Here is a 19,309-nt window from a genome sequence, read left to right on the forward strand (position 1 = left end):
GTCCCACCAGCATATAACTCGGCATCAGACCCTTAAGTGGAAGACTCGCCCGAAAACTCGCTCGACCACATGGCACACCGCCCGTATCCCCTGCCCACCCGCCCCTGGCGCATGAAGCAGCGCTGGAACGATCTCCTCTTCGCCCACTACCCCATCCCGCCGTCCCAGATGGCCCCCCTCATCCCCACCGGCCTCGAACTTGACACCTTCGACGGTCAAGCCTGGCTCGGAGTAGTCCCCTTCTGGATGGACCAGGTAGAAAACCGCACCATCGGCGACAGCACCCTCTCCATCCCCACCACCCGCATCTTCTCAGAGCTCAATCTCCGCACCTACGTCCGCTCTCCCCGCACCGGCCTCTGCGGCATCTACTTCTTCTCACTCGATTGCTCCAGCCCCCTCGCCGTCATCGGCGCCCGTACCCTCTTCCACCTCCCTTACTATTTCGCCGATATCAACCGCACCCCCAGCATCACCATCCCCGATCAAACCCACTACGTCAGCCGCCGCCAACTCACCTCCAGCAACCCCCGCTTTGAAGCCACCTTCAGACCCACCGGCCCCGTCACCCTCAGCACCCCCGGCTCCTTGGCTGCCTTTCTCACCGAGCGGTACTGCCTCTTCACCACCTTCCGCAACTGCGTCCTACGCGGCGACATCCACCACCTCCCCTGGCCCCTCCAATCCGCCGAAGCCGACATCCGCACCGATGAACTCCCCCAAGCCCATAACCTGACGCTCCCCCACGACACCCCACCTATCCTCCACTTCTCCAGCTCCCTCGACGTCTACATCTGGTCCCTCCAACCCGATCTATAACCTCCCCAAATACAACTAAATCCCCCCATCCACCACTCCATACACCACGAAAGCCCCGCAGGCCTCGCACGACCAGACCCGGAGCCCTGAAACTCACAAGGAGCCCCACATGAAACTCACCATCGCATCCCTCGCCCTGGCCACAATCCTCCCCCTCGCCGCCCACGCCGCCGATACATCCCACCAGGACAAAAAGTTCGTAGAAGACTCCGGCGCAGGTTCCCTCGCCGAGGTCCAGATGGGCAAACTCGCCCTCCAGAACTCCCAGAACCCAGAGGTCCGCCACTTCGCCCAGAAGATGATTGACGACCACTCCATGCTCATCCAGACCATGAAGCCCTTCGCAGACAAGATGGGCGTCCCCCCGCCGTCCAAGCTCGACCGCGCCGAAAAGGACGAGTACGACCGCCTCTCCGGCAAGAAGGGCCAATCCTTCGATAAGGACTACATCACGACCATGGTCGACGACCACCACAAGGATCTCGCAGACTTCACCAAAGAACGCGACACCACCGCCAACCCCGACCTCAAGGCCACCGTCGCCAAGGGCCGCGAGGTCATCCTCCAGCACACCGTCATGATCGACGGCATCGCCCAGAAGATGAACATACCCGTCCCAGCCAAACCCGGCATGTAAGGACCACCATAAGGATGGGTGCCCCACGTCTCGACTCTGAGACGTGGGTTCCACCAAACTTTCACCTCACCACGTAAACCCTCCGTATAATTTCTCCTAGCCGCAACAAGCACATTCATAAAGCGCGCAAGGAGCCTCACCGTTGTCTGACCTCTCCCCCCGCATCGCCCTCGTCACCGGAGCCTCGCAAGGCATAGGCCGAGCCTGCGCCCTCGCACTCGCCGCCCAGGGCGCACACGTCGCCCTCGCCGCCCGAACCCTCTCAAAGCTTGAAGAAGTGGCAGCCGAAATCACCGCACTCGGCGGCACCGCGCACGCCTTCGCCCTGGACGTCTCCGACGAGACCTCCATCAAGTCCTGCGCCAAAGCCGTCCAGGAGCACTTCGGCCGCGTAGAAATCCTCGTCAATAACGCCGGAATCACCCGCGACATGCTCACCCTCCGCATGAAGCGCTCAGACTGGGACGAAGTCCTCGGAACCAACCTTACCGGAGCCTTCCTCCTCACCCAGGCCTGCATGCAGTCCATGCTGAAGCAGCGCTGGGGCCGCGTCATCAACATCACCTCGGTCGTCGGAGAGGTCGGAGCCGCAGGCCAGGCCAACTACGCCGCCTCCAAAGCCGGCCTCATCGGCCTCACAAAATCTTTGGCCAGAGAGTTAGCCAGCCGCACGATCACCGTGAACGCAGTAGCCCCCGGTTACATCGAAACCGCCATGACCGCCGTCCTCACCGACGCTCAGCGCGCCGCCATGACCCAGCACATTCCCCTCGCACGCGCGGGCACGGACGCAGACATCGCTCACGCCGTAGCCTTCCTTGCCTCCGAAGGAGCCTCCTACATTACCGGCCACACCCTCGACGTCAACGGTGGCATGTACATGGGCTAGGCAGTCAAGCCGCGCCCTGCTCTAGACCCATTTCAAGTATCTCGACCGTGGCGTCTTCATCCACCGCCGTATGGATCAGATCCGTATAAAACTGGCTCACATTGGTCTCGGAGTCCGCCGCTTCGGTATAGAACACGAGGGAATCGACAGGGCTTTCGCTGGTCATGGTACTTCCCACCGCCCTGCACCCTTCGAGCACTGTCCTCAGCCGCTCCAACTTGCCCGCATCGTCCCCAGACAAAGTGATCTGCAACCGAAACAAGCTCATGAACGTGCACCCCTGATCAGATAAGATGCAATCTCGCCAATCGCATGTCCGTTGATCACAGCATTATCTTCGTTGCAGCTCGGACGAAGTCTGGGGAGCTAGTGCATTCAACCTGGGTGCGTCCAGCGTAGAAAACTCTGCGAGGGCCTAGCGAGATGCGGCTTCAAAGGGGAGGAAGACGGTGAAGACGGTGCCGGAGTGGCCCAGGCGCTGGCTGGTGCGGAGCGAGATGATGCCGCTATGACGGGCAATGATCTCCTTGCTAATCCAGAGGCCGAGGCCGGTGCCTCCTATGTCCTTGGTGGTGTAGAAAGGCTCGAAGGCGCGAGCGAAGGTGTGAGAGGACATGCCGGGGCCGCTGTCGGCTACAGTCAGGACCAGGCCGCGACGGCCAGTGGGATGATGGATCGCTTCGCGGCTGCGAAGGAGGAGACGGCCGCCTTCAGGGTGCATAGCGTCGATGGCGTTGCCGACGAGATTGTTGAGGACCTGGCGAATCTCTCCGACGAAGCAGCGGACAGGAGTGTGGGCGCGCTTGCGTTTTTCAAGGGTGATATTCGAGTTGACGATGCGGCCCTGCTGAATGGAGAGAACACTCTCAAAGAGCTCCAGACAGGTGGCCTCGGCGGGGCTGGTGGACTGGCGATGGAAACGCAGAGTCTGGTTGGTGATGGCGGCGGCGCGGCGGAGTTCGCGGTCGGCGGTTTCGAGAAACTCGTTGGCGGTGTCGTGATCGTCGGTAGTGCGTGCGAGATAGATGAGGTTCGTGACGGACTCGAGAGGGTTGTTGATCTCGTGCGCGATGGAGGCAGCCAGACGGCCGACAGCGGCTAGTTTTTCACTCTGGATAAGGGCTTCATCCGAGCGTTTGCGGTCCGTGATGTCCATAGCCTGGACGACAACACCGCGGACACTTCCCTGCTCGTCAAAGTCAGGAATCTGGTTGATAGAGACGGTGCGCGGACCGTTGAGGGTCGGGATGACAGTCTCAAAGTGCTGGGGATGGCCGGCAAGGGCGGCCTGGCCGCGGGAGCGGAGGATCTCCGGTGCATCCGGGCCGATGATCTCTGCAAGGGTCTTACCGACGAAGTAGGCGGCGGGATGGCCGAAGGAGTCTTCAAAGGTTCGGTTAACGCGGAGATAACGTCCGTCCAGGCCAACGTAAGCAATGAAAGCTGGGACGGTATCGGTGATGAGGCGGAGTTCGGATTCGCTGCGGGCGAGGGAGAGTTGGCTTTCCTTGAGAGAGCGCTCGGCACGTCTTTCTGCGGTGACGTCCCGAAAGAAGAGGACGATGCCGTCAGGGCTGGGGCGAACCGTGACGTGGGCGAAGATGTCGAGCGGGTCTGGATAGTAGGCCTCAAACTCGGCAGGAATTCCCTGCTCCATAGCACGATGGTAGTGATAGACGTACGGGGAACCTTCATAGACGGCTTCGGGGAACGTCTTCCAGTGATTGGTGCCGATGACGTTGCCTTTGTTGGCAACGCTGCGGGCCCCCTGGGCGTTGATGTAGGTGACGATCCAGTTGCGGTCGATAGTTACGACGCCATCAGTGGTGGCTTCAAGGACCTGAGTGAGGCGGGCGGAGAGGGCTTCGCGCTCCTGCTCGGCTGCGTAACGCTCATCAATGTTGCGGAAGACGAGGACCATGCCGGTGAGGGTGCCGGATTCATCGCGTATCGGTGCACCGGAGTCGTCGATATGTATCTCGGAGCCATCGCGGCGGATGAGGATGGTGTGGTTGGCAAGGCCAACCACGGTGCCGAGACGCTTGACCTTGTCGATGGGGGATTCGACTTTCTTGCGAGTGGACTGACTGACGATGTAAAAGACCTGGGCGAGTGGCATGCCGATGGCTTCATGGATGGGCCAGCCCGTGAGGTCTTCCGCGACTGGGTTCATGCGCTGGACGCAGCCGTTGGCATCGGTGACGACCACGGCGTCCCCGATGCTCTGGAGGATGCGGAGAGCTCGAGCCTCGGAGTCGCGGAGGTGACGCTCTACGAGGACTTGCTGGGTGATGTCCTGGCTGACGTTGAGGACGCCGCCTACGGAGCCGTCGGGGAGGAAGATGGGATTGTAGCTGTAGCTCCAGTAGACATCCTCCATTCGGCCGTTGCGGAGGATGGGGAGGAGAGTCTGATCGTGGACGTGGGCGGTTCCGTTCTGCATGACATCAAGGAGCTCATCGGCGACGCTGAACCAGACCTCTTTCCAGAAGACGCGGCCGATCTGGCCGAGAGCGGCAGGATGGCGGTCTGCGTAGAAGCCCTTGAACTCATCGTTGTAGAGGAGGACCATGTCCGGGCCCCAGAGGAGTTGCATGGGGACCCGGGTGGAGAGCATGAGGTTGACGGTGGAGAGGAGGGTGGGGGACCAGCTCTCGATGGGGCCAAGGGGAGTGGCGGCCCAGTTAAAGTCACGGATGAGTGCGGCCATCTCCCCGGTGCCCATGATGCGGGCGGCGGGAGTCACCATGCCGTTTAGGTGCTGGTGTGCATGATTGTGGTCGGGGCCTGTCATCTGGTTAGAAAACTTGGATGCAAATGTGAGGATATCGGACGTGAGACTTTTGGGGGAGTGGCTCAGGATGGAATTGTCTTGTCCGTTCCTCATACTGGAACTTATCGGCACTTTATTTGCGGGGGCGGGAGGTTTCTCGCTGAAATTCTCGATAGGCTTCGGATTTTCCTATGCCGCGGTCGCGGGCGACGCGCTTGAGGGCGTCCATTTCGGGAATGGATTCCAACTTCATAAGGGCTTTGACGGCCTGGGCGATGGTCTGGGGGCGAACTTCTGCCGTTCCGACGGCGATGGGGAGATGCAGGAGGAGGACGAACTCTCCACGGACCTGAGGGCGGGCGGCCAGACTAGCCAGGGCTTCCGAAACGGGGAGGCGCAGGAACTCTTCGTGGAGCTTGGTGAGTTCGCGAGCGAGGACTACGGGTTGAGATGGGGTGAAGATGCTGGAGATATCGGCGAGGGTTTCCAGAATGCGGTGGGGGGACTCGTAAAAAATGTGAGTAATGGGACCGCGGGGAAGGCTCTCAAGCTGGCTGCGGCGTTGGCCGGATTTTGACGGGAGGAAACCGTGGAAGGTGAAGGATTCGGCGGGCAGGCCGGAGGCGATGAGAGCCGAGAGGGCGGCGTTAGGGCCGGGGATGGGAAAGACGTCGATTCCGGCGGCGACGGCGGCAACGACGAGGGGTGCACCTGGGTCTGCTATGCCAGGGGTTCCGGCGTCGGAGACGATCGCGATTTTGGCTCCGGCTTGGAGGTCGGCGATAAGCTCTGCGGTGCGCGACTGCTCGTTGAAGAGGTGATAGCTGATGGTGGGGGTTTCGATGGCGTAGTGGTGGAGAAGCTTGGAGGTGGTGCGCGTGTCTTCACAGGCGATGCGATCGGCTTGGCGCAGGACTCGAAGGGCTCTGAGGGTGATGTCCTCCAGGTTGCCGATGGGGGTGGCTACGAGGTACAGGCCGGGGGCAATGGGGGCGTCTGGGACTAGGGCCATAGGGATCAGGACTAGCTTTCGGACTGGCGGGCGGAGGTTAGCGGCTTACGAGGGAGGATGGACATGGCCCGGCTCAGGTTCTGGGGTGTCAGAATGCCCACGATGCGGTCGCCTTCGAGGATCGGTACCAGTTGTGCGTTCTGACCGGAGATGCGGCTGATGGCGGCGGGCAGCGGCTCAGTGGGTGCGGCGATCTGGAAGGTGCGGGACATGAGCCCCTGGATGTAGGAGTTGGGACCGGAGTCGAGGGCGTCAAGGATGGTCTGGCGGGAGATGGCACCGACGAAGGTAACGCCGCGGACCACGGGAAAGACGTCCTGAAGGGAGTGGCGGGCGTGCTCAAGTGCGTCTTCGAGTGTGGCCGAGGCGGATAGGACGGAGAAGTCCGTCAGCATGACGTCCTTGACGAGGACCTGGTCGAGACCAGTCTGGAGGAGGACGCCTTGACGCTCGATCTGCGCGCCGATGAAGATTGCGACGCCGGCCATGATGAGCCATGGATTGCGGTTGAAGGCACCCATGAGAAGCAGGAAGATGGCGATGCTGGAGCCGAGGCTGGCAAAGAGACGGGTGGAAGCATTCTGGGGCAGAAAGGCCGAAGGGCGAATGCGGGCGAGGCGTGTGGGCTGCGGCTTTGGGGAGGAGGGGTCGAGGTTTTGGCTCGATTCCGGACGGGGGGTGCGGGTGCGGAGAGCGCGCCCTGCGTCGAGCGGCCAGGCGGGCAGGAGATTGACGGCGGCGAGCAGGATGTTAAGCCAGACGAGGGTGCGGAGGAGGTGCTGCGGGGTGACCCAGCGGGGCTCAATGAGTTGGAGATGAGGGGAGATAGTGAGGATGATGGCAGCGAAAAGGAGACCGGCCACGGCGTTGGTGATGGGGCCGACGAGGGCCATGCGGCGCTGGATGCGGGGGGATGGACCGGCACCGGCGAAGGAGAGGATACCGCCCGTGGGGAGAAGCAGGACACCGCGGAGATCGAGCGAGAACCAGGCAGCCGCCAGGGCGCGGGCGATCTCCCGGAGGACGACGGCGAGGATGAGAAGGAGCCAGAGGGCGAAGCCACGAAGGATATTAGCCTCGATGTAGCTGGACCAGGTCAGGCAAAGGAAGAGCAGGAGGAGGAAGAAGGCGTGAAGGCGGATGTGCACGCCGAAGACCCTGCCGATTGAGATGGACCACGCGAGCATCTTGCGATTGTATGCGTTTGGGTAGGATGGGGGGATGAGGGTTATTGCGGGAAAGTATCGGTCGAGAGCTTTGACGGCTCCCGAGGGGCTGGAGATTAGGCCTACGAGCGACAGGCTGCGGGAGACGATGTTCAACATTCTGGCGGCTCGGATGGAGCTGCGGGGCTGCCGGTTTGCGGATCTGTATGCAGGGACGGGTGCGGTTGGGATCGAGGCGATCAGCCGGGGTGCCACGCATTGCTGGTTCGGGGAGAAGGCTGCGCCGGCGTTGAAGTCGCTCCGGGGAAACCTTGCCAAGCTAGGCGTCTCGGGGACGGAATTTACGGTCGAAGAGAAGGGCGCTGGGGGGTTGCTGGGGCGTTTTCAGAAGCTGGGGTTGGCGATGGATCTGGTTTTTATCGATCCACCGTATGAAGCGGAGGGGGAGTACTCGCAGACGCTGGGAGCGCTTGGGCGCGGAAATTTGCTGGCTGCGGGCGGGCTGGTGATCGTCGAGTTTGCGACGAAAGGCAAGTTCAAGCTGGCGGAGCGGTATGGAGCGCTGGTGCAGACGAGGGTTTATAAGCAGGGGGAGACTTCGCTGGCGTTTTACGGCTTTCCTGCTGTGGATGATGTGGCTGATGGAGGAAATGCTCCTCCGGAGTGATGGCCCGTGGCTAGGTCAACCGCGAAGGGGATTTCTTTGTCGGTCATGAGGTCCCAGCCAAGCCCTTCGATAAGGGTTTCTGTGACGGCGGTTACCTTGAGGCCTTCGTAGCTCAGGCGAAACGTCTGCCAAAGTAGGCCTTCCCTTCCCCAGGCGATGATGGTGTGAAAGCCGATGAAGATCAGGGCTTCGGGGGTTTGGTGGAACTCCACAACCGGCTTGAGGGGGAGCAGGGTGCAGGTTTCAGGGTGCAGAGTGTTCGAGAGGTAGGCATAGCCACCGGCGATGGCGCAGATCTCGTCTGGATTGGGACAGGGGTGGATGGCCGTGGGGAGCGACGGGTCCTTGAATCCGAGAGCGCAGGTGATGAGGTAAGTTCCGCCCTGGACGGGCTGGATCAGGAGGTTGAGAGCTCCTCGTGCCAAGGCGTCTTCTTCGCCGGGGATCTGCTGCGGGTAGATGAAGTGGCGGGCGGGAGCGATGAGGGGTGGGGTGGTGAGAATTTGGGCGGTCCAGGTGGATGGAGAGGTCATTTGATGGAATCCAACGCCCGTGACAGGTCGGCGACGAGATCTGCTAGGTGCTCGGCTCCGGCGGAGAGGCGGATGAAGCCGGGGGCGATGCGGTCGTGGCCCCAGCGGGCTCGGCGTTCGGCGGTGGTGACCTGGCCGCCAAAGCTGGTGGCTTGCGTGATGAGAGCTGAGTTCGTCAGGAACTGGTTGGCGGCCTGTTCGGACGGCAGAGTGAAGCAGACTACCGTGCCAAAGTGGGTCATCTGGGCGGCGGCTATGGAGTGGCCGGGATGGGTGGGTAGGCCAGGGTAAAGAACCTCGGTTACCTCGAAGCGGGTCTGCAGGAACTCTGCTATCGCCTGGGCGTTGGCGCAGGTGCGGTCGAGGCGCAGGGGGAGGGTGGCAAGGGAGCGGAGCGCGAGCCACGCCTCCATGGGGCCGGCGATGGCTCCGGTGAGGGTGCGGTGGCGGTCAATGCGCTCGGCTAGCGCCGAATCCCTCGTAGAAACGTGGCCGAGGAGGAGATCGGAGTGGCCGGTAAGGGATTTGGAGTCGGAGGAGACAGAGAGGTCTGCGCCGAGGGCCAGGGGTTGCTGGGCGTAGGGCGTGGCGGTGGTGTTATCGACAGCGACCAGAACTCCGGCGGCATGAGCCACGGCTACAGCGGCTCGTATGTCGGTGATCTCAAGGTTGGGGTTGGAAGGGGTTTCAAGCCAAAGGAGGCGGGCTCCTGAGAGGGTGGCGGGATCTGTGAGGAGGGCGGTCGGGACTGGCCGAAGGTATACGCCAATGGGAGCGAAGTGCTCCTGGAGGAGCTGGCGGGCGGTGAAGTAGCAGTTGTCGGGGAAGACGATGGTGTCGCCCGGGCGGAGCGTGGAGGCGAACGCGGCGTGGACGGCTGCCAGACCGGAGGCGAAGATGCGAGTCTGGGCTTCTGGGTGCTCAAGACCGCTGATGGCGGATTCCAGATGGGTCCAGGTGGGATTGTGGGAACGGGCGTAGGTATAGGGGGCCTGGGCCGGGTCGCCGGGGGTGTGGAAGGCGGTGGCGAACACGGGGCCGGCGTGGAGGGGCTCGCCGGCGGTTGCGGGGGTTAGGGCGGCGTGGAGGAGTTTTGTTTCGGGGTGCATGGATGTTCAGGATAACTTGGAGCGGTTGAGGAGGCTCGGCACTCAAGGGTTACTAGTTTTCGTATCCGTAACTGTTATCCTGCCCGCATGAAATTTTTGCTGGTTCTCCTGCTTTGGTGCGCGCCTCTGATGGCGCAGACTTACACGTTCAAGACCATCATGTTTGAAGGAGCCTCGCAGTATAGCCAGGCGGAGTTGCTGGCAATGAGCGGGTTAAGTACAAGTAAAGCAGTTACAAACGGCGACCTGCAGACGGCGCTGCATAAGCTGGACGATACAGGCTTCTTTTCTAAGATCAATTACAAGACAGATGGACAGGTCCTGCACATTACGTTGGAGGCGATTGCGGGCTCGCAGGCGAGGAAGGTGACGTATACGAACTTCGTCATCGACACGCCGGAAGATTTGAACACGAAGGTTCATCAGCGGCTGCCGGCCTTCAACGGCACAGTGCCGAATACGGGGGAGATGGAGCAGCAAGTGGCGCGTGCGCTTGAGGGGATTTTGCAGGAGCGTGGGATTCATGCGACGGTCACCTCAATCGGAGGGGCTGAAGGCGATTTGAAGTACAGCATTGCGAGTCCGGAGGTCGTAGTGGGGAAGATTGCGGTGGCAGGAGTCGATCTGGGGAAGGATGCGAAGTTGGCGACCGTCCGCGATCGGATTCTGGGGTCGCCGTATACGGAAGGACAGTCAGGGGAGGCACTCCGGACGAACCTGATGGATACGTATCAGGACCTGGGCTATGTGAATTTCTCGATGGGCACAATCGGTCATGGCGCGCCTGTGGTGTCGGCCGAAAGGATTTCTGTCGATCTAACGGGGGAGGCGCAGGTTGGAGCGCTGTATATCGTTGGGCAGGTGACGGCTCCGGCGGCTGAGCCCCGGGTCGACCGAGGGGATCTGAAAAAGGCAAATCAATTGAAGGCGGGAGCACCAGCGTCACGGATTGAGGTGATGAGCACGGTGGCCAGGCTGGGACAGGTGTTTGAGGGACACGGATATCTGGATGAGAAGACATCCGTGGACGCGACGAAGAACGATGCGGCGCACACGGTGAGCTATGTCTTCCGCACTGTGGCCGGTGAGTCATACCGGTTCCACGCGCTTAAGACTCCGGGGCTGACGGAGCAACAGGATGCAGAGGTGCGGAAGAGCTTTACGCTGGTTCCGGGGTCGCTTTACGACAGGAGTGCCATTGGCGCGTTGGGCACGACTGCGATGCGGACCATATGTAATGGCTCACCGCTGCGGATGGGATTGCAGAAAGATCAAAAGACGCATGAGGTAGATGTGATGTTTACCTGTCCGGGGAAACGGTAAAAGCAGTTCAGCATCTGCAGTTTAGTTGTTCGTGAAGTGCTGCCAGCCCTGGGGTTTTAGGGTTTTGTTGTCGAGGAGGATTTTTCTGTCAGTGATTTCGCCAATTTGAGTGGCTAGGCTTTGGGGGATTTTTTGGGCAGAGGTGAACAGGAGTTCGTAGTCCTCGCCGCCGTGGAGGGCTTGGGTGAGGGTGGCTGTGGGGTGGATGGGGATAAGTTCGGAGTGAATGGCTGCGCCGACGCCGGAGGCTTTGCAGAGATGGGTGAGATCGGTGGAGAGGCCGTCGGATAGGTCGATGCAGGCGGTGGCTAGCTTGCGGCGGAGTAGGGTCTGGCCGAGATTGAGGCGGGGTTGAGGGAAGGTTTGGGGACCTGATGAAAAGTCAAGATTGGCTAGCTGGGCTGCGGAGCCACCCAGGGGGCCGGTGACGTAGATCTTGTCGCCGGGGCGGGCGGTGCTGCGGCGCAGGGAGCGGCCCCGGGGGGCGTGGCCCAGAAGGACGATGTCGGCGAGGATGTGAGGGCCGGGAGCCTGGGCGGTGTCGCCGCCGGCGAGGGGGACTTTGTGGGCTTTGGCGAGGGCAAGGAGGCCTTTGAGATAGCCATCGAGCCACTTGGGGTCGTAGTCCACGGGGAGGGCTATGGAGAGGAACGCAGCCAGGGGAGTGGCACCCATGGCCGCGAGGTCGGACAGGCCGCGGGCGAGGGTCCGGTGGCCGGCGGATTGGGGGGTGTGCCAGTCGCGGCGGAAGTGGCGATTTTCAAGCGAAAAATCCGTGGTGACGAGGATCTCGTGACCGGGGGGCGGGGTGAGGATGGCGCAGTCGTCGCCGATGCCGAGACGCAGGGTGCGAGAGGTGGTGGGGCCGGCTAGACGGCGGATGCGGTCGATGATGTTGAGTTCTGAGGGAGGTGGCATGGAGTCTGTTCCCATTTACTCACAGGGGATGGCGCGGAAAGGGGATGCCCTGGGACGGAAGTTGGTTGCTGTCGGTTACGGATGTTGTTACCTTGGTGTAGTAAGCCCATGCAGTTGCGAGAATCGGGAATGGCATTTTGCGAATGTCATTTGAATAGCGGGATTGAGTGAAACGTCCTGGCCGCCGACATCGTCTCTGCTTATGTTGCGTCAGCCCAGGCGGTTGCGTGGCTAAATCAGGGCACAAGGTTTGGTTTTGAGTTCAAAGAAGCGCTTCTACATCCTGTTTGTCAGTCGCGATGAAGATGGGACGATCCAGAAGGTTCCCGTCCCGCTGAGGTACGCGTACGTGTTTGTGGCGGCGGCGGCGATCGGTATGTTTACGATCACGGGGATGGCCGGGTCGTACTCGCGGATGCTGATCAAGACGGCCCGTTTCAACCAGCTCCGGCACGATCAGGACACGCTGCGGAAGGACTATGCGAGCCTGGAGATCCAGGCGAAGCAGAAGGATGTGCAGGCTGCGTCGCTGGGTGCGCTGGCGACAGAGATCTCTTCTTTGTACGGGATGACGGCGAACAAGCTGACGGCGGTTCGGGGTGGCGGGGGCAAGATCAAGGATGTGGCGGCCAAGGCTCCGGCACCGGGGACTGCTCCGCTGAAGGATGCACCGGCAGCGATGACGTATGACGCTTACTACAAGTCGCTGGACTCGTTCTATGCGCTGAGGACGAATGCAATGAGCGGGGATACGGCCCGGTTTCTGACGGGACCGAGCGACGTCGGGCGGATTCGCAACCCACTGATGCCGGGGCATGATCTGTTTGAGGGCAATGCCCTGACCGCAGCGGCGTTTGCTCCTACGCTTTGGCCGGTGACGGGACCCATCACAAGCAGCTTCGGGGAACGGGAAGATCCGATCCTGGGCAATGGGGATGGCGAGTTCCACCCCGGTCTGGATATCTCCGGGCCGCTGGGGACTCCGATCCATGTGACGGCGGACGGGGTGGTGACGTCGGTGGACTGGGTGAATGGGTATGGGCGGCTAGTGGAGGTCGACCATGGACATGGGGTTAGAACGCGGTACGGGCATATGAGCGGGTTTGCCGTGACTGCGGGGCAGACCGTGTCGCGTGGAGATGTGATTGGCTACATCGGACACACGGGCCGGACGACGGGCAACCATGTGCACTACGAGGTCCGGATCAACGGGACGGCGGTGAATCCGCACAAGTATCTGCGGATGACGCTGGCTGAGTTTGGATCGGGAACTCCGGCGGGATTGTAGCTCGAGGATTGGACCCTACCGGGCCAAGTATCTAAAGTCTTCAATTGAAAGGGCTTAGGTCTGGACTTGGTCCAGACCTGTTTACCGAGTTGCAACGAGCGGTCACTTATTTTGGAGGGTGCGCGACTAGTGGACGGGCTGGTCGGGGCGGCCCAGGACACGGTCGTACTCGTACTTGTCGCTGGTGGTGCCGAGGCTTTCGTTGAAGAGGTTCATCTCGCCGGTGGCGGCGTTGAGCTCCGTGGTGAAGTCGTGGAGGGCGCGGAGATGGTCGGCGGTGGCCGGGATCTCAAGCTTGGTGGATTTGAGAAACTTCTGGTAGCCCTTGTCGACGAGGCGGGTAATTTCGCCGTTGAGGAGCCAGCCCGGTCGAGCGAGCATCATGGCGGACGAGCCGCTGGGCTTGGACGAAGCGCTCATGGAGGCGGCTCCGTCGAAGGCCGCGGGGGCGATGGTTGCTGCGGCGATCTCTGCGGCGCAGCCGTATTTGGAGATACGAACGGCACCTGCGGTTCTGCGTGCACCTTCGTGGGCGGCTGCAACATCAAATTTCTGGCTGCCGAGCAGGGCGAGGACGTCGTTGAAGGTTCTGGACTGCGATTTTTTTGCCATAAGTTAGACTCTGAGATAACTGTCGCACATCCGCCGAGGAAGCTCAACGAGACGCGGATGGAGTGGACACAAGGATTTTGATGCCGACGATGACCGCAACAACGACATTGGGGACCGGGCTGCTGGAGCGCATCGGGAATACGCCGCTGGTGCGGCTGGATGAGCTGACGCTCGATATGCCGGGGGTCCAGATCCTGGGCAAGGCGGAGTGGGCCAATCCCGGCGGTAGCGTAAAGGATCGGGCGGCATCCGCGATTGTGGGCGATGCGATGCGGCGTGGCGTCCTGGGGCGCAGGGCTGATGGCTCAGTGCAGGGGCTGCTCGATGCTACGAGCGGCAATACAGGGATTGCGTATGCCATGCTGGGCGCGGCGCTGGGGTTTCCGGTGACGCTCTGCATGCCTTCCAACGTGAGCCAGGAGCGGAAGAAGTACCTTGCGGCTTACGGAGCGGAGATTGTCTGGACGAACCCGGCGGACGGGTCGGATGGCGCGATCCGGAAGGCCAGGGAGATGGTGGCGGCTGAGCCTGAGCGGTATTTTTACGCGGACCAGTATTCCAACGAGAACAACTGGAAGAGCCACTACCATACCACCGCGAACGAGATCTGGAAGCAGACGGAAGGACAGATTACGCACTTCGTAGCAGGACTTGGGACGAGCGGTACGTTCATGGGAACGACCCGGCGGCTGAAGGAGCTGAATCCTGAGATCGAGTGCATCTCCATGCAGCCGGACTCTGCGTTCAACGGGCTTGAGGGTCTGAAGCATATGGCGACCGCCATCGTGCCGAAGATCTATGACCCAGCGCTGGCGGATGCGAACATCGACCTGGAGACGGAGCGGGCTTACAAGATGTGCCTGCGGCTGGCGCGGAAGAGCGGACTGCTGGTTGGAGTCTCGGCCGGCGGTGCTGTGGCTGCGGCGCTGGAGATTGCGGAGCGCGAGTACAAGGCCGGGCGTGAGGCTGTGGTGGTGACGATTTTGTGCGACTCGGCTGAGAAGTACATGTCCGAGCGGTTCTGGCAGGAAGGGTAACGTGCTGAAGATCAATTTCAAGGAGTACGAGGCGCTGCGAGCGCATGGGCAGGAGACCTATCCGCATGAGTGCTGCGGGGTTCTGCTGGGCAAGGCTGCGGACGGCGCAAACGAGGTGCGGGAGGTTGTGCGAGCTGGCAATACGCGGACGGATTCAGCGCATAATCGATACAACATCGCACCGGGCGAGCTGATCAAGATTCAGCGGCAGGCCCGGAATGCCGGGCTGGATATTGTGGGGTTCTATCACTCGCACCCGGACCATCCGGCGATGTGGTCTGCGACGGATATCGCAGAGGCCCATTGGATTGGCTGCTCGTATGTCATTACCCGCGTAGCGGGTGGGAATGCCGAAATCACGAACTCGTTTCTGCTGCAGGGGACGGGTGAGGACGACAAGAGTTTTGCCGATGAGGCGATTGAGATTTTGATGGCTGAAGCTACGGCCTGATACTTTTTATACAGAGGTGCCGAAAGGAAGTTTTGAAATGAAGATTCATGTACCCACGCCGTTGCGCGCTTATACGGACCAGAAGGAGAGTGTGGAGGTCAATGCGACGAACGTCGCGGGGGCTTTGCACGCGCTGGTCGAGGCGCATCCGGGGTTGAAGACCAACCTGTTTGCGGCGGACGGCAATCTGCGCTCGTTTGTGAATGTTTACCTCAATGATGAAGACCTGCGGTACCTGCCGCAGAAGGACCAGACGGCTGTCACGGACGCCGATGAACTGACGATCATCCCCTCGATCGCAGGTGGTTGTTGTTGCTGTTGTTGTCTCTAGACCTTTCTCCCCTTCTTGTGTGAGTTCCAAGAACAAGCAAATACAAAAGCAAAAGCCAATACGGAGGTTCTGAGCGAAAGCTCAGAATGACGGCCGTGTCGGGGTGAGGAGTTTTGAGATGGTTTTAGTGGAAGAGCAAGTACAGGCTTTACCGAAGTTGACGAATGAGGAAGTGGCACGCTACTCGCGGCATTTGATTCTGCCGGAGGTGGGGTATGAAGGGCAGCAGAAGCTGAAGGCTGCGAAGGTGCTTTGCGTCGGGACCGGCGGGCTGGGTGCTCCGCTGGCGCTCTACCTGGCTGCGGCTGGTGTTGGGACGCTGGGGCTGGTGGACTTCGATACCGTGGATGCGAGCAACCTGCAGCGGCAGGTGATCCACTCCACCAAGACGGTGGGGATGTTGAAGGTGGATTCAGCGGAGATCATGCTGAAGGGCCTGAACCCGAACCTGAACGTGGTCAAGTACAACACCATGCTGACGAGCGAGAATGCGCTCGAGATCTTCAAGGACTACGACGTCATTGCAGACGGAACGGATAACTTTCAGACACGGTACCTGGTGAACGATGCGTGCGTGCTGACGGGCAAGCCGAATGCGTATGGGTCGATCTTCCGGTTTGAAGGTCAGGCGAGCGTGTTTGCGACGGAGACGGGGCCTTGCTACCGCTGCCTCTATCCTGAGCCGCCACCGCCGGGGCTGGTTCCCTCCTGCGCCGAAGGTGGTGTACTGGGGATTCTGCCGGGGCTGGTCGGCATCATTCAGGCGACTGAAGTCATCAAGCTGATCCTTGGAATTGGCGAGACTCTGGCTGGCCGGTTGCTGCTTGTAGACGCGCTGGGGATGAACTTTCGCACGTTGAAGCTGCGGAAGAATCCTGATTGCCCCGCCTGCGGGACGCATGAGATCAAGGAACTGATCGACTATGACCAGTTCTGCGGGATCGAAAAGCCTACGTCCGTGGGACCGCTTGAGGTGGCTCAGAACAAGGATGTTTCCGGCGCTGTGGTCGATGGGATTCCGCAGATCTCCGTGCTGGATCTGAAGGCGAAGCGCGATGCGGGGGAGGATTTCTTCCTGCTCGATGTGCGTGAGCCGCATGAGTACCCGATTGCTAATTTGGGGGCTCCGCTAATTCCGGTGGGGTCGCTGGAGGCGCGGATCTCTGAGATTCCTGTGGCTAAGGATGCGGAGATCGTGGTGCATTGCCGGTCTGGTGCTCGGAGCCAGAAGGCGGCTATCGTGCTGAAGAATGCCGGGTTCATCAATGTTCAGAATCTGGCTGGTGGGATTCTGGATTGGGCGGACAAGGTGGATACGACGATGGCGAAGTACTGATGAACTGTAGAATGCGGCAATGAGGCAGGTTGCCGCAAAGATCGCGTCGCACGGTGTTCGAGCCCGGCTCCTGAGGAAGGTGTCGGGCTCAACTGCGTTAAGCCGAACGATGAGGAAAGCTGTGCGAGTGCTTGCAGAGCATGGGATTCCCTCGCTCGTGGTGGGGGGCTACGCGGTGCAGGAACATGGCTATGCGCGGTTTACTTCCGACGTAGATATCGTGGTGCCTGACGTTGCCGCTGCGATGGAGAGACTCTCGATCTCAGGTTTCCGCGTAAATCCGGGGTCGAGTATGACGTTGACGGACCGGGTGAGCAAGGTTGAGATTGATCTGCTTCCAGGGGATGGAGCGGTCGGTCCCGGGCCGCTGATGCTTCCCTTGCCTGCGGTAGTGTCTGAGGAGCCTACGATTGCGACTCTGCGGACGTTGATTGAGATCAAGCTCTCCAGTTACCTGGGTTCGCCGGTGTCGCGGCTGCGTGATCTGGCGGATGTGATTGAGCTGATCAAGGCGAACGATCTGGATGAATCGTTCGCCCTGCATGAGGCGGTGGCGGGGAAGTTTATCGAAGTGCTGCGGGATATGCGGGCTGAGGGAAACAGGAGCAAGTAACCAGTCCAGGTGCTCAGGCGGTGGGTTCGTCCTTATCGTCTATGACCAGGATTTGGAGGCTTAGCGGGGGCTCCAACATGCAGTCCATTTTGCCCATGGACTCGACGGCTTCGGCGATGGTGCTGGTGAGACAAGGCTCGGTGGTGACGACGAAGGCGAGGCGGTTTTTAGGGTAGCCGGGGCGTTGGATGATGGAGTCTATGTTGGCTCCGACCTTGGACAGGGCTCCGGCGATGGCGGAGACGATGCCGGGTTTGTCGTCCACGATGAAGCGCAGGTAGTGCGGGGCTACCGAGTCTCCGGTGACGGGACGTGGGGTGACCGGGAAGGCTACGGGGCGGGAGTTCTGCGAGACGGCCAGGAGGTCCGAGAGGACGGCGACCGCGGTGGCTTCGCCGCCTGCGCCGTGGCCGGAGAAGACGACGTCTCCGCCGAAGCGGCCGGTGGTGACGACCATGTTCTGCGTGCCGTGGGACCAGGCGATGGGGGACTCGCGCGGCACGAGCATGGGGGCTACGCGGGCGTACATGGAGTCCGGGCTGGTGCTGGAGAGCTGGACGCGGGAGACCTGGCGGATGGTGCAGCCGAGTTCTTTGGCGTATGCGAAGTCTACCGCGTCGACGAGGGCGATGGTCTGGGTGGCGACCTGCTCGGGGTCGAGCTCGACGTGCATGCCGATGCGGGCGAGGATGCAGAGCTTGGCGCGGGCGTCGAAGCCGCCTACGTCCGCGGTGGGGTCGGACTCTGCGTAGCCAAGGGACTGGGCTTCGGCGAGGACCTCCGAGTAGCGTGCGCCGGCTTCCATCTTGGAGAGGATGAAGTTGCAGGTGCCGTTGAGGATGCCGGAGATGCGGGTGATCTGGTCGCCGCCGAGGCCCTGGGTGATGCCGGGGATGACGGGGACTCCGCCGGCTACGGCCGCTCCGTGGAGGAGATGGACGTTGGTGGCGGCGGCCTTCGCCAGGAGCGCGGGGCCTTGGTACGCGATGAGCTGTTTGTTGGCGGTAACGACAGATTTGCCGGAGGCAAGGGCGCGTTCGATCCAGGGGCCCGCAGGGTCGAGGCCGCCCATGAGTTCGACGATGACGTCTGCATCGGACGTGAGGAGGTCTTCTATGTCTTCGGTCCAGATAGCGTCGGCAGGGACGAAGGCGGCCTCCGCGCTTCCCCGCTTACCGGCTATGCCGCGGTTATAGATGTGGGTGAGCCGGAGGTTGGGGAGGTTCAGGGTGTGGAGGAGCTTGGCTACGCTGCTGCCTACGGTGCCGAAGCCTACGAGTGCGATTTTGGTGATGTTCTGTGTGGTCATCAGTAGTCGATTCTGGCGGTAAAGGTGCGCCACGCGTTGAAGGGGGCCAGGGCTTCCGTGCGGAGGATGTTGGTGGTGGGGAGGTCGCGGTCGAAGGTGGGGAGGCGGACCTGCTGGTAGAAGAAGGAGTCGTCGAAGCCGGCTTCGGCGGCGTCTGTGGCGGTGCTGCCAAAGTAGAGGGTGTCAATGCGGGACCAAAGGATGGCGGTGAGGCACATGGGGCAGGGCTCGCAGCTGGAGTAGAGGGTTGCGCCGCGGAGCTCGAAGGTGGAGAGATGGGCGCAGGCGTTGCGAATGGCGGTGACTTCAGCGTGGGCGGTGGGGTCGTTGGTGGCGGTGACGAGATTGATTCCGGTGGCGATGACCTCGCCGGCGCGGACGATGACTGCGCCGAAGGGTCCGCCGCGTCCGGAGAGGACGTTCTGGGTGGCGAGATCGATGGCCTGCTGCATGAACTTGTCGTGATCGGGGGGCAGTGTCATAGAC

21 protein-coding genes are annotated in these 19,309 nt (G+C 61.4%); 11 read left to right on the forward strand and 10 right to left on the reverse strand.

All coding sequences use genetic code 11. The features are described from left to right. The first annotated feature begins 36 nt into the window (after positions 1 to 36). From ACIX9_RS14215 to fabG, 3 genes are all read left to right on the forward strand, one after another. Positions 37 to 819, forward strand: coding sequence for a YqjF family protein (locus ACIX9_RS14215; protein ID WP_049789304.1), 783 nt, complete (start codon positions 37 to 39; stop codon positions 817 to 819). Between the two features lie 109 nt (positions 820 to 928). Next, complete coding sequence (locus ACIX9_RS14220; protein ID WP_013581187.1) at positions 929 to 1,456, forward strand: DUF4142 domain-containing protein; 528 nt, start codon at positions 929 to 931, stop codon at positions 1,454 to 1,456. A gap of 142 nt (positions 1,457 to 1,598) precedes the next feature. Then, the gene (gene fabG, locus ACIX9_RS14225) at positions 1,599 to 2,345 is read left to right on the forward strand and encodes a 3-oxoacyl-[acyl-carrier-protein] reductase (protein ID WP_013581188.1); all 747 of its coding nucleotides are present in this window, start codon (positions 1,599 to 1,601) and stop codon (positions 2,343 to 2,345) included. 4 nt (positions 2,346 to 2,349) lie between these two features. Here the strand turns inward: fabG and ACIX9_RS14230 are convergent, their stop codons facing one another. The 4 genes from ACIX9_RS14230 to ACIX9_RS14245 form a co-directional block, all read right to left on the reverse strand. Then, entirely contained in the window at positions 2,350 to 2,613 is a 264-nt protein-coding gene (locus ACIX9_RS14230; protein WP_013581189.1) for a hypothetical protein, read from the reverse strand. 147 nt (positions 2,614 to 2,760) lie between these two features. Then, on the reverse strand, positions 2,761 to 5,139 hold the full coding sequence (locus ACIX9_RS24845) for a PAS domain-containing sensor histidine kinase (RefSeq protein WP_232298722.1): 2,379 nt from the start codon (positions 5,137 to 5,139) through the stop codon (positions 2,761 to 2,763). Positions 5,140 to 5,251: 112 nt separating this feature from the next. Continuing rightward, positions 5,252 to 6,130 carry a 16S rRNA (cytidine(1402)-2'-O)-methyltransferase gene (gene rsmI, locus ACIX9_RS14240; protein ID WP_013581191.1) on the reverse strand — a complete coding sequence of 293 codons (879 nt, stop codon included), beginning with the start codon at positions 6,128 to 6,130 and terminating at the stop codon, positions 5,252 to 5,254. Positions 6,131 to 6,141: 11 nt separating this feature from the next. Further along, the gene (locus ACIX9_RS14245) at positions 6,142 to 7,317 is read right to left on the reverse strand and encodes a CBS domain-containing protein (RefSeq protein ID WP_013581192.1); all 1,176 of its coding nucleotides are present in this window, start codon (positions 7,315 to 7,317) and stop codon (positions 6,142 to 6,144) included. A 34-nt stretch (positions 7,318 to 7,351) separates the two neighbouring features. Between ACIX9_RS14245 and rsmD the strand changes: the two genes are divergently transcribed. Continuing rightward, complete coding sequence (gene rsmD, locus ACIX9_RS14250) at positions 7,352 to 7,963, forward strand: 16S rRNA (guanine(966)-N(2))-methyltransferase RsmD (protein WP_013581193.1); 612 nt, start codon at positions 7,352 to 7,354, stop codon at positions 7,961 to 7,963. Here rsmD and ACIX9_RS14255 read toward each other — a convergent pair. After that, complete coding sequence (locus ACIX9_RS14255; RefSeq protein WP_013581194.1) at positions 7,906 to 8,496, reverse strand: hypothetical protein; 591 nt, start codon at positions 8,494 to 8,496, stop codon at positions 7,906 to 7,908. The genes rsmD and ACIX9_RS14255 overlap by 58 nt on opposite strands. Then, positions 8,493 to 9,605 carry a cystathionine gamma-lyase gene (locus ACIX9_RS14260; RefSeq protein ID WP_013581195.1) on the reverse strand — a complete coding sequence of 371 codons (1,113 nt, stop codon included), beginning with the start codon at positions 9,603 to 9,605 and terminating at the stop codon, positions 8,493 to 8,495. Before ACIX9_RS14260 ends, ACIX9_RS14255 begins: the two co-directional genes overlap by 4 nt. 87 nt (positions 9,606 to 9,692) lie before the next feature. Between ACIX9_RS14260 and ACIX9_RS14265 the strand changes: the two genes are divergently transcribed. Beyond that, the gene (locus ACIX9_RS14265; protein WP_013581196.1) at positions 9,693 to 10,928 is read left to right on the forward strand and encodes a BamA/TamA family outer membrane protein; all 1,236 of its coding nucleotides are present in this window, start codon (positions 9,693 to 9,695) and stop codon (positions 10,926 to 10,928) included. 21 nt (positions 10,929 to 10,949) lie between these two features. Here ACIX9_RS14265 and thiL read toward each other — a convergent pair whose 3' ends face one another. After that, complete coding sequence (gene thiL / locus ACIX9_RS14270; RefSeq protein ID WP_013581197.1) at positions 10,950 to 11,846, reverse strand: thiamine-phosphate kinase; 897 nt, start codon at positions 11,844 to 11,846, stop codon at positions 10,950 to 10,952. 256 nt (positions 11,847 to 12,102) lie between these two features. On the opposite strand from thiL, the gene ACIX9_RS14275 reads away from it, so the two are divergent. Further along, on the forward strand, positions 12,103 to 13,134 hold the full coding sequence (locus ACIX9_RS14275; RefSeq protein WP_013581198.1) for a M23 family metallopeptidase: 1,032 nt from the start codon (positions 12,103 to 12,105) through the stop codon (positions 13,132 to 13,134). 126 nt (positions 13,135 to 13,260) lie between these two features. Here ACIX9_RS14275 and ACIX9_RS14280 read toward each other — a convergent pair whose 3' ends face one another. Continuing rightward, the gene (locus ACIX9_RS14280; RefSeq protein WP_013581199.1) at positions 13,261 to 13,746 is read right to left on the reverse strand and encodes a hypothetical protein; all 486 of its coding nucleotides are present in this window, start codon (positions 13,744 to 13,746) and stop codon (positions 13,261 to 13,263) included. A gap of 80 nt (positions 13,747 to 13,826) precedes the next feature. On the opposite strand from ACIX9_RS14280, the gene ACIX9_RS14285 reads away from it, so the two are divergent. From ACIX9_RS14285 to ACIX9_RS14305, 5 genes are all read left to right on the forward strand, one after another. Beyond that, positions 13,827 to 14,783 (forward strand): PLP-dependent cysteine synthase family protein, encoded by a 957-nt coding sequence (locus ACIX9_RS14285; RefSeq protein ID WP_013581200.1) that lies wholly within the window; start codon positions 13,827 to 13,829, stop codon positions 14,781 to 14,783. Position 14,784: 1 nt separating this feature from the next. Beyond that, positions 14,785 to 15,234: a Mov34/MPN/PAD-1 family protein gene (locus tag ACIX9_RS14290; RefSeq protein ID WP_013581201.1), complete on the forward strand. Its 450-nt coding sequence runs from the start codon at positions 14,785 to 14,787 to the stop codon at positions 15,232 to 15,234. Between the two features lie 37 nt (positions 15,235 to 15,271). Beyond that, positions 15,272 to 15,565 carry a MoaD/ThiS family protein gene (locus ACIX9_RS14295; RefSeq protein WP_013581202.1) on the forward strand — a complete coding sequence of 98 codons (294 nt, stop codon included), beginning with the start codon at positions 15,272 to 15,274 and terminating at the stop codon, positions 15,563 to 15,565. 118 nt (positions 15,566 to 15,683) lie between these two features. Further along, positions 15,684 to 16,901: a molybdopterin-synthase adenylyltransferase MoeB gene (gene moeB / locus ACIX9_RS14300; RefSeq protein ID WP_013581203.1), complete on the forward strand. Its 1,218-nt coding sequence runs from the start codon at positions 15,684 to 15,686 to the stop codon at positions 16,899 to 16,901. Between the two features lie 121 nt (positions 16,902 to 17,022). After that, complete coding sequence (locus ACIX9_RS14305; RefSeq protein WP_157477577.1) at positions 17,023 to 17,514, forward strand: hypothetical protein; 492 nt, start codon at positions 17,023 to 17,025, stop codon at positions 17,512 to 17,514. A gap of 13 nt (positions 17,515 to 17,527) precedes the next feature. Here the strand turns inward: ACIX9_RS14305 and ACIX9_RS14310 are convergent, their stop codons facing one another. Next, positions 17,528 to 18,823, reverse strand: coding sequence for a homoserine dehydrogenase (locus ACIX9_RS14310; RefSeq protein ID WP_013581205.1), 1,296 nt, complete (start codon positions 18,821 to 18,823; stop codon positions 17,528 to 17,530). Next, entirely contained in the window at positions 18,823 to 19,305 is a 483-nt protein-coding gene (locus ACIX9_RS14315; protein ID WP_013581206.1) for a nucleoside deaminase, read from the reverse strand. Before ACIX9_RS14315 ends, ACIX9_RS14310 begins: the two co-directional genes overlap by 1 nt. Between the last annotated feature and the right edge of the window lie 4 nt (positions 19,306 to 19,309).

This window comes from Granulicella tundricola MP5ACTX9, from assembly GCF_000178975.2.
Classification (GTDB): Bacteria; Acidobacteriota; Terriglobia; order Terriglobales; family Acidobacteriaceae; genus Edaphobacter; species Edaphobacter tundricola.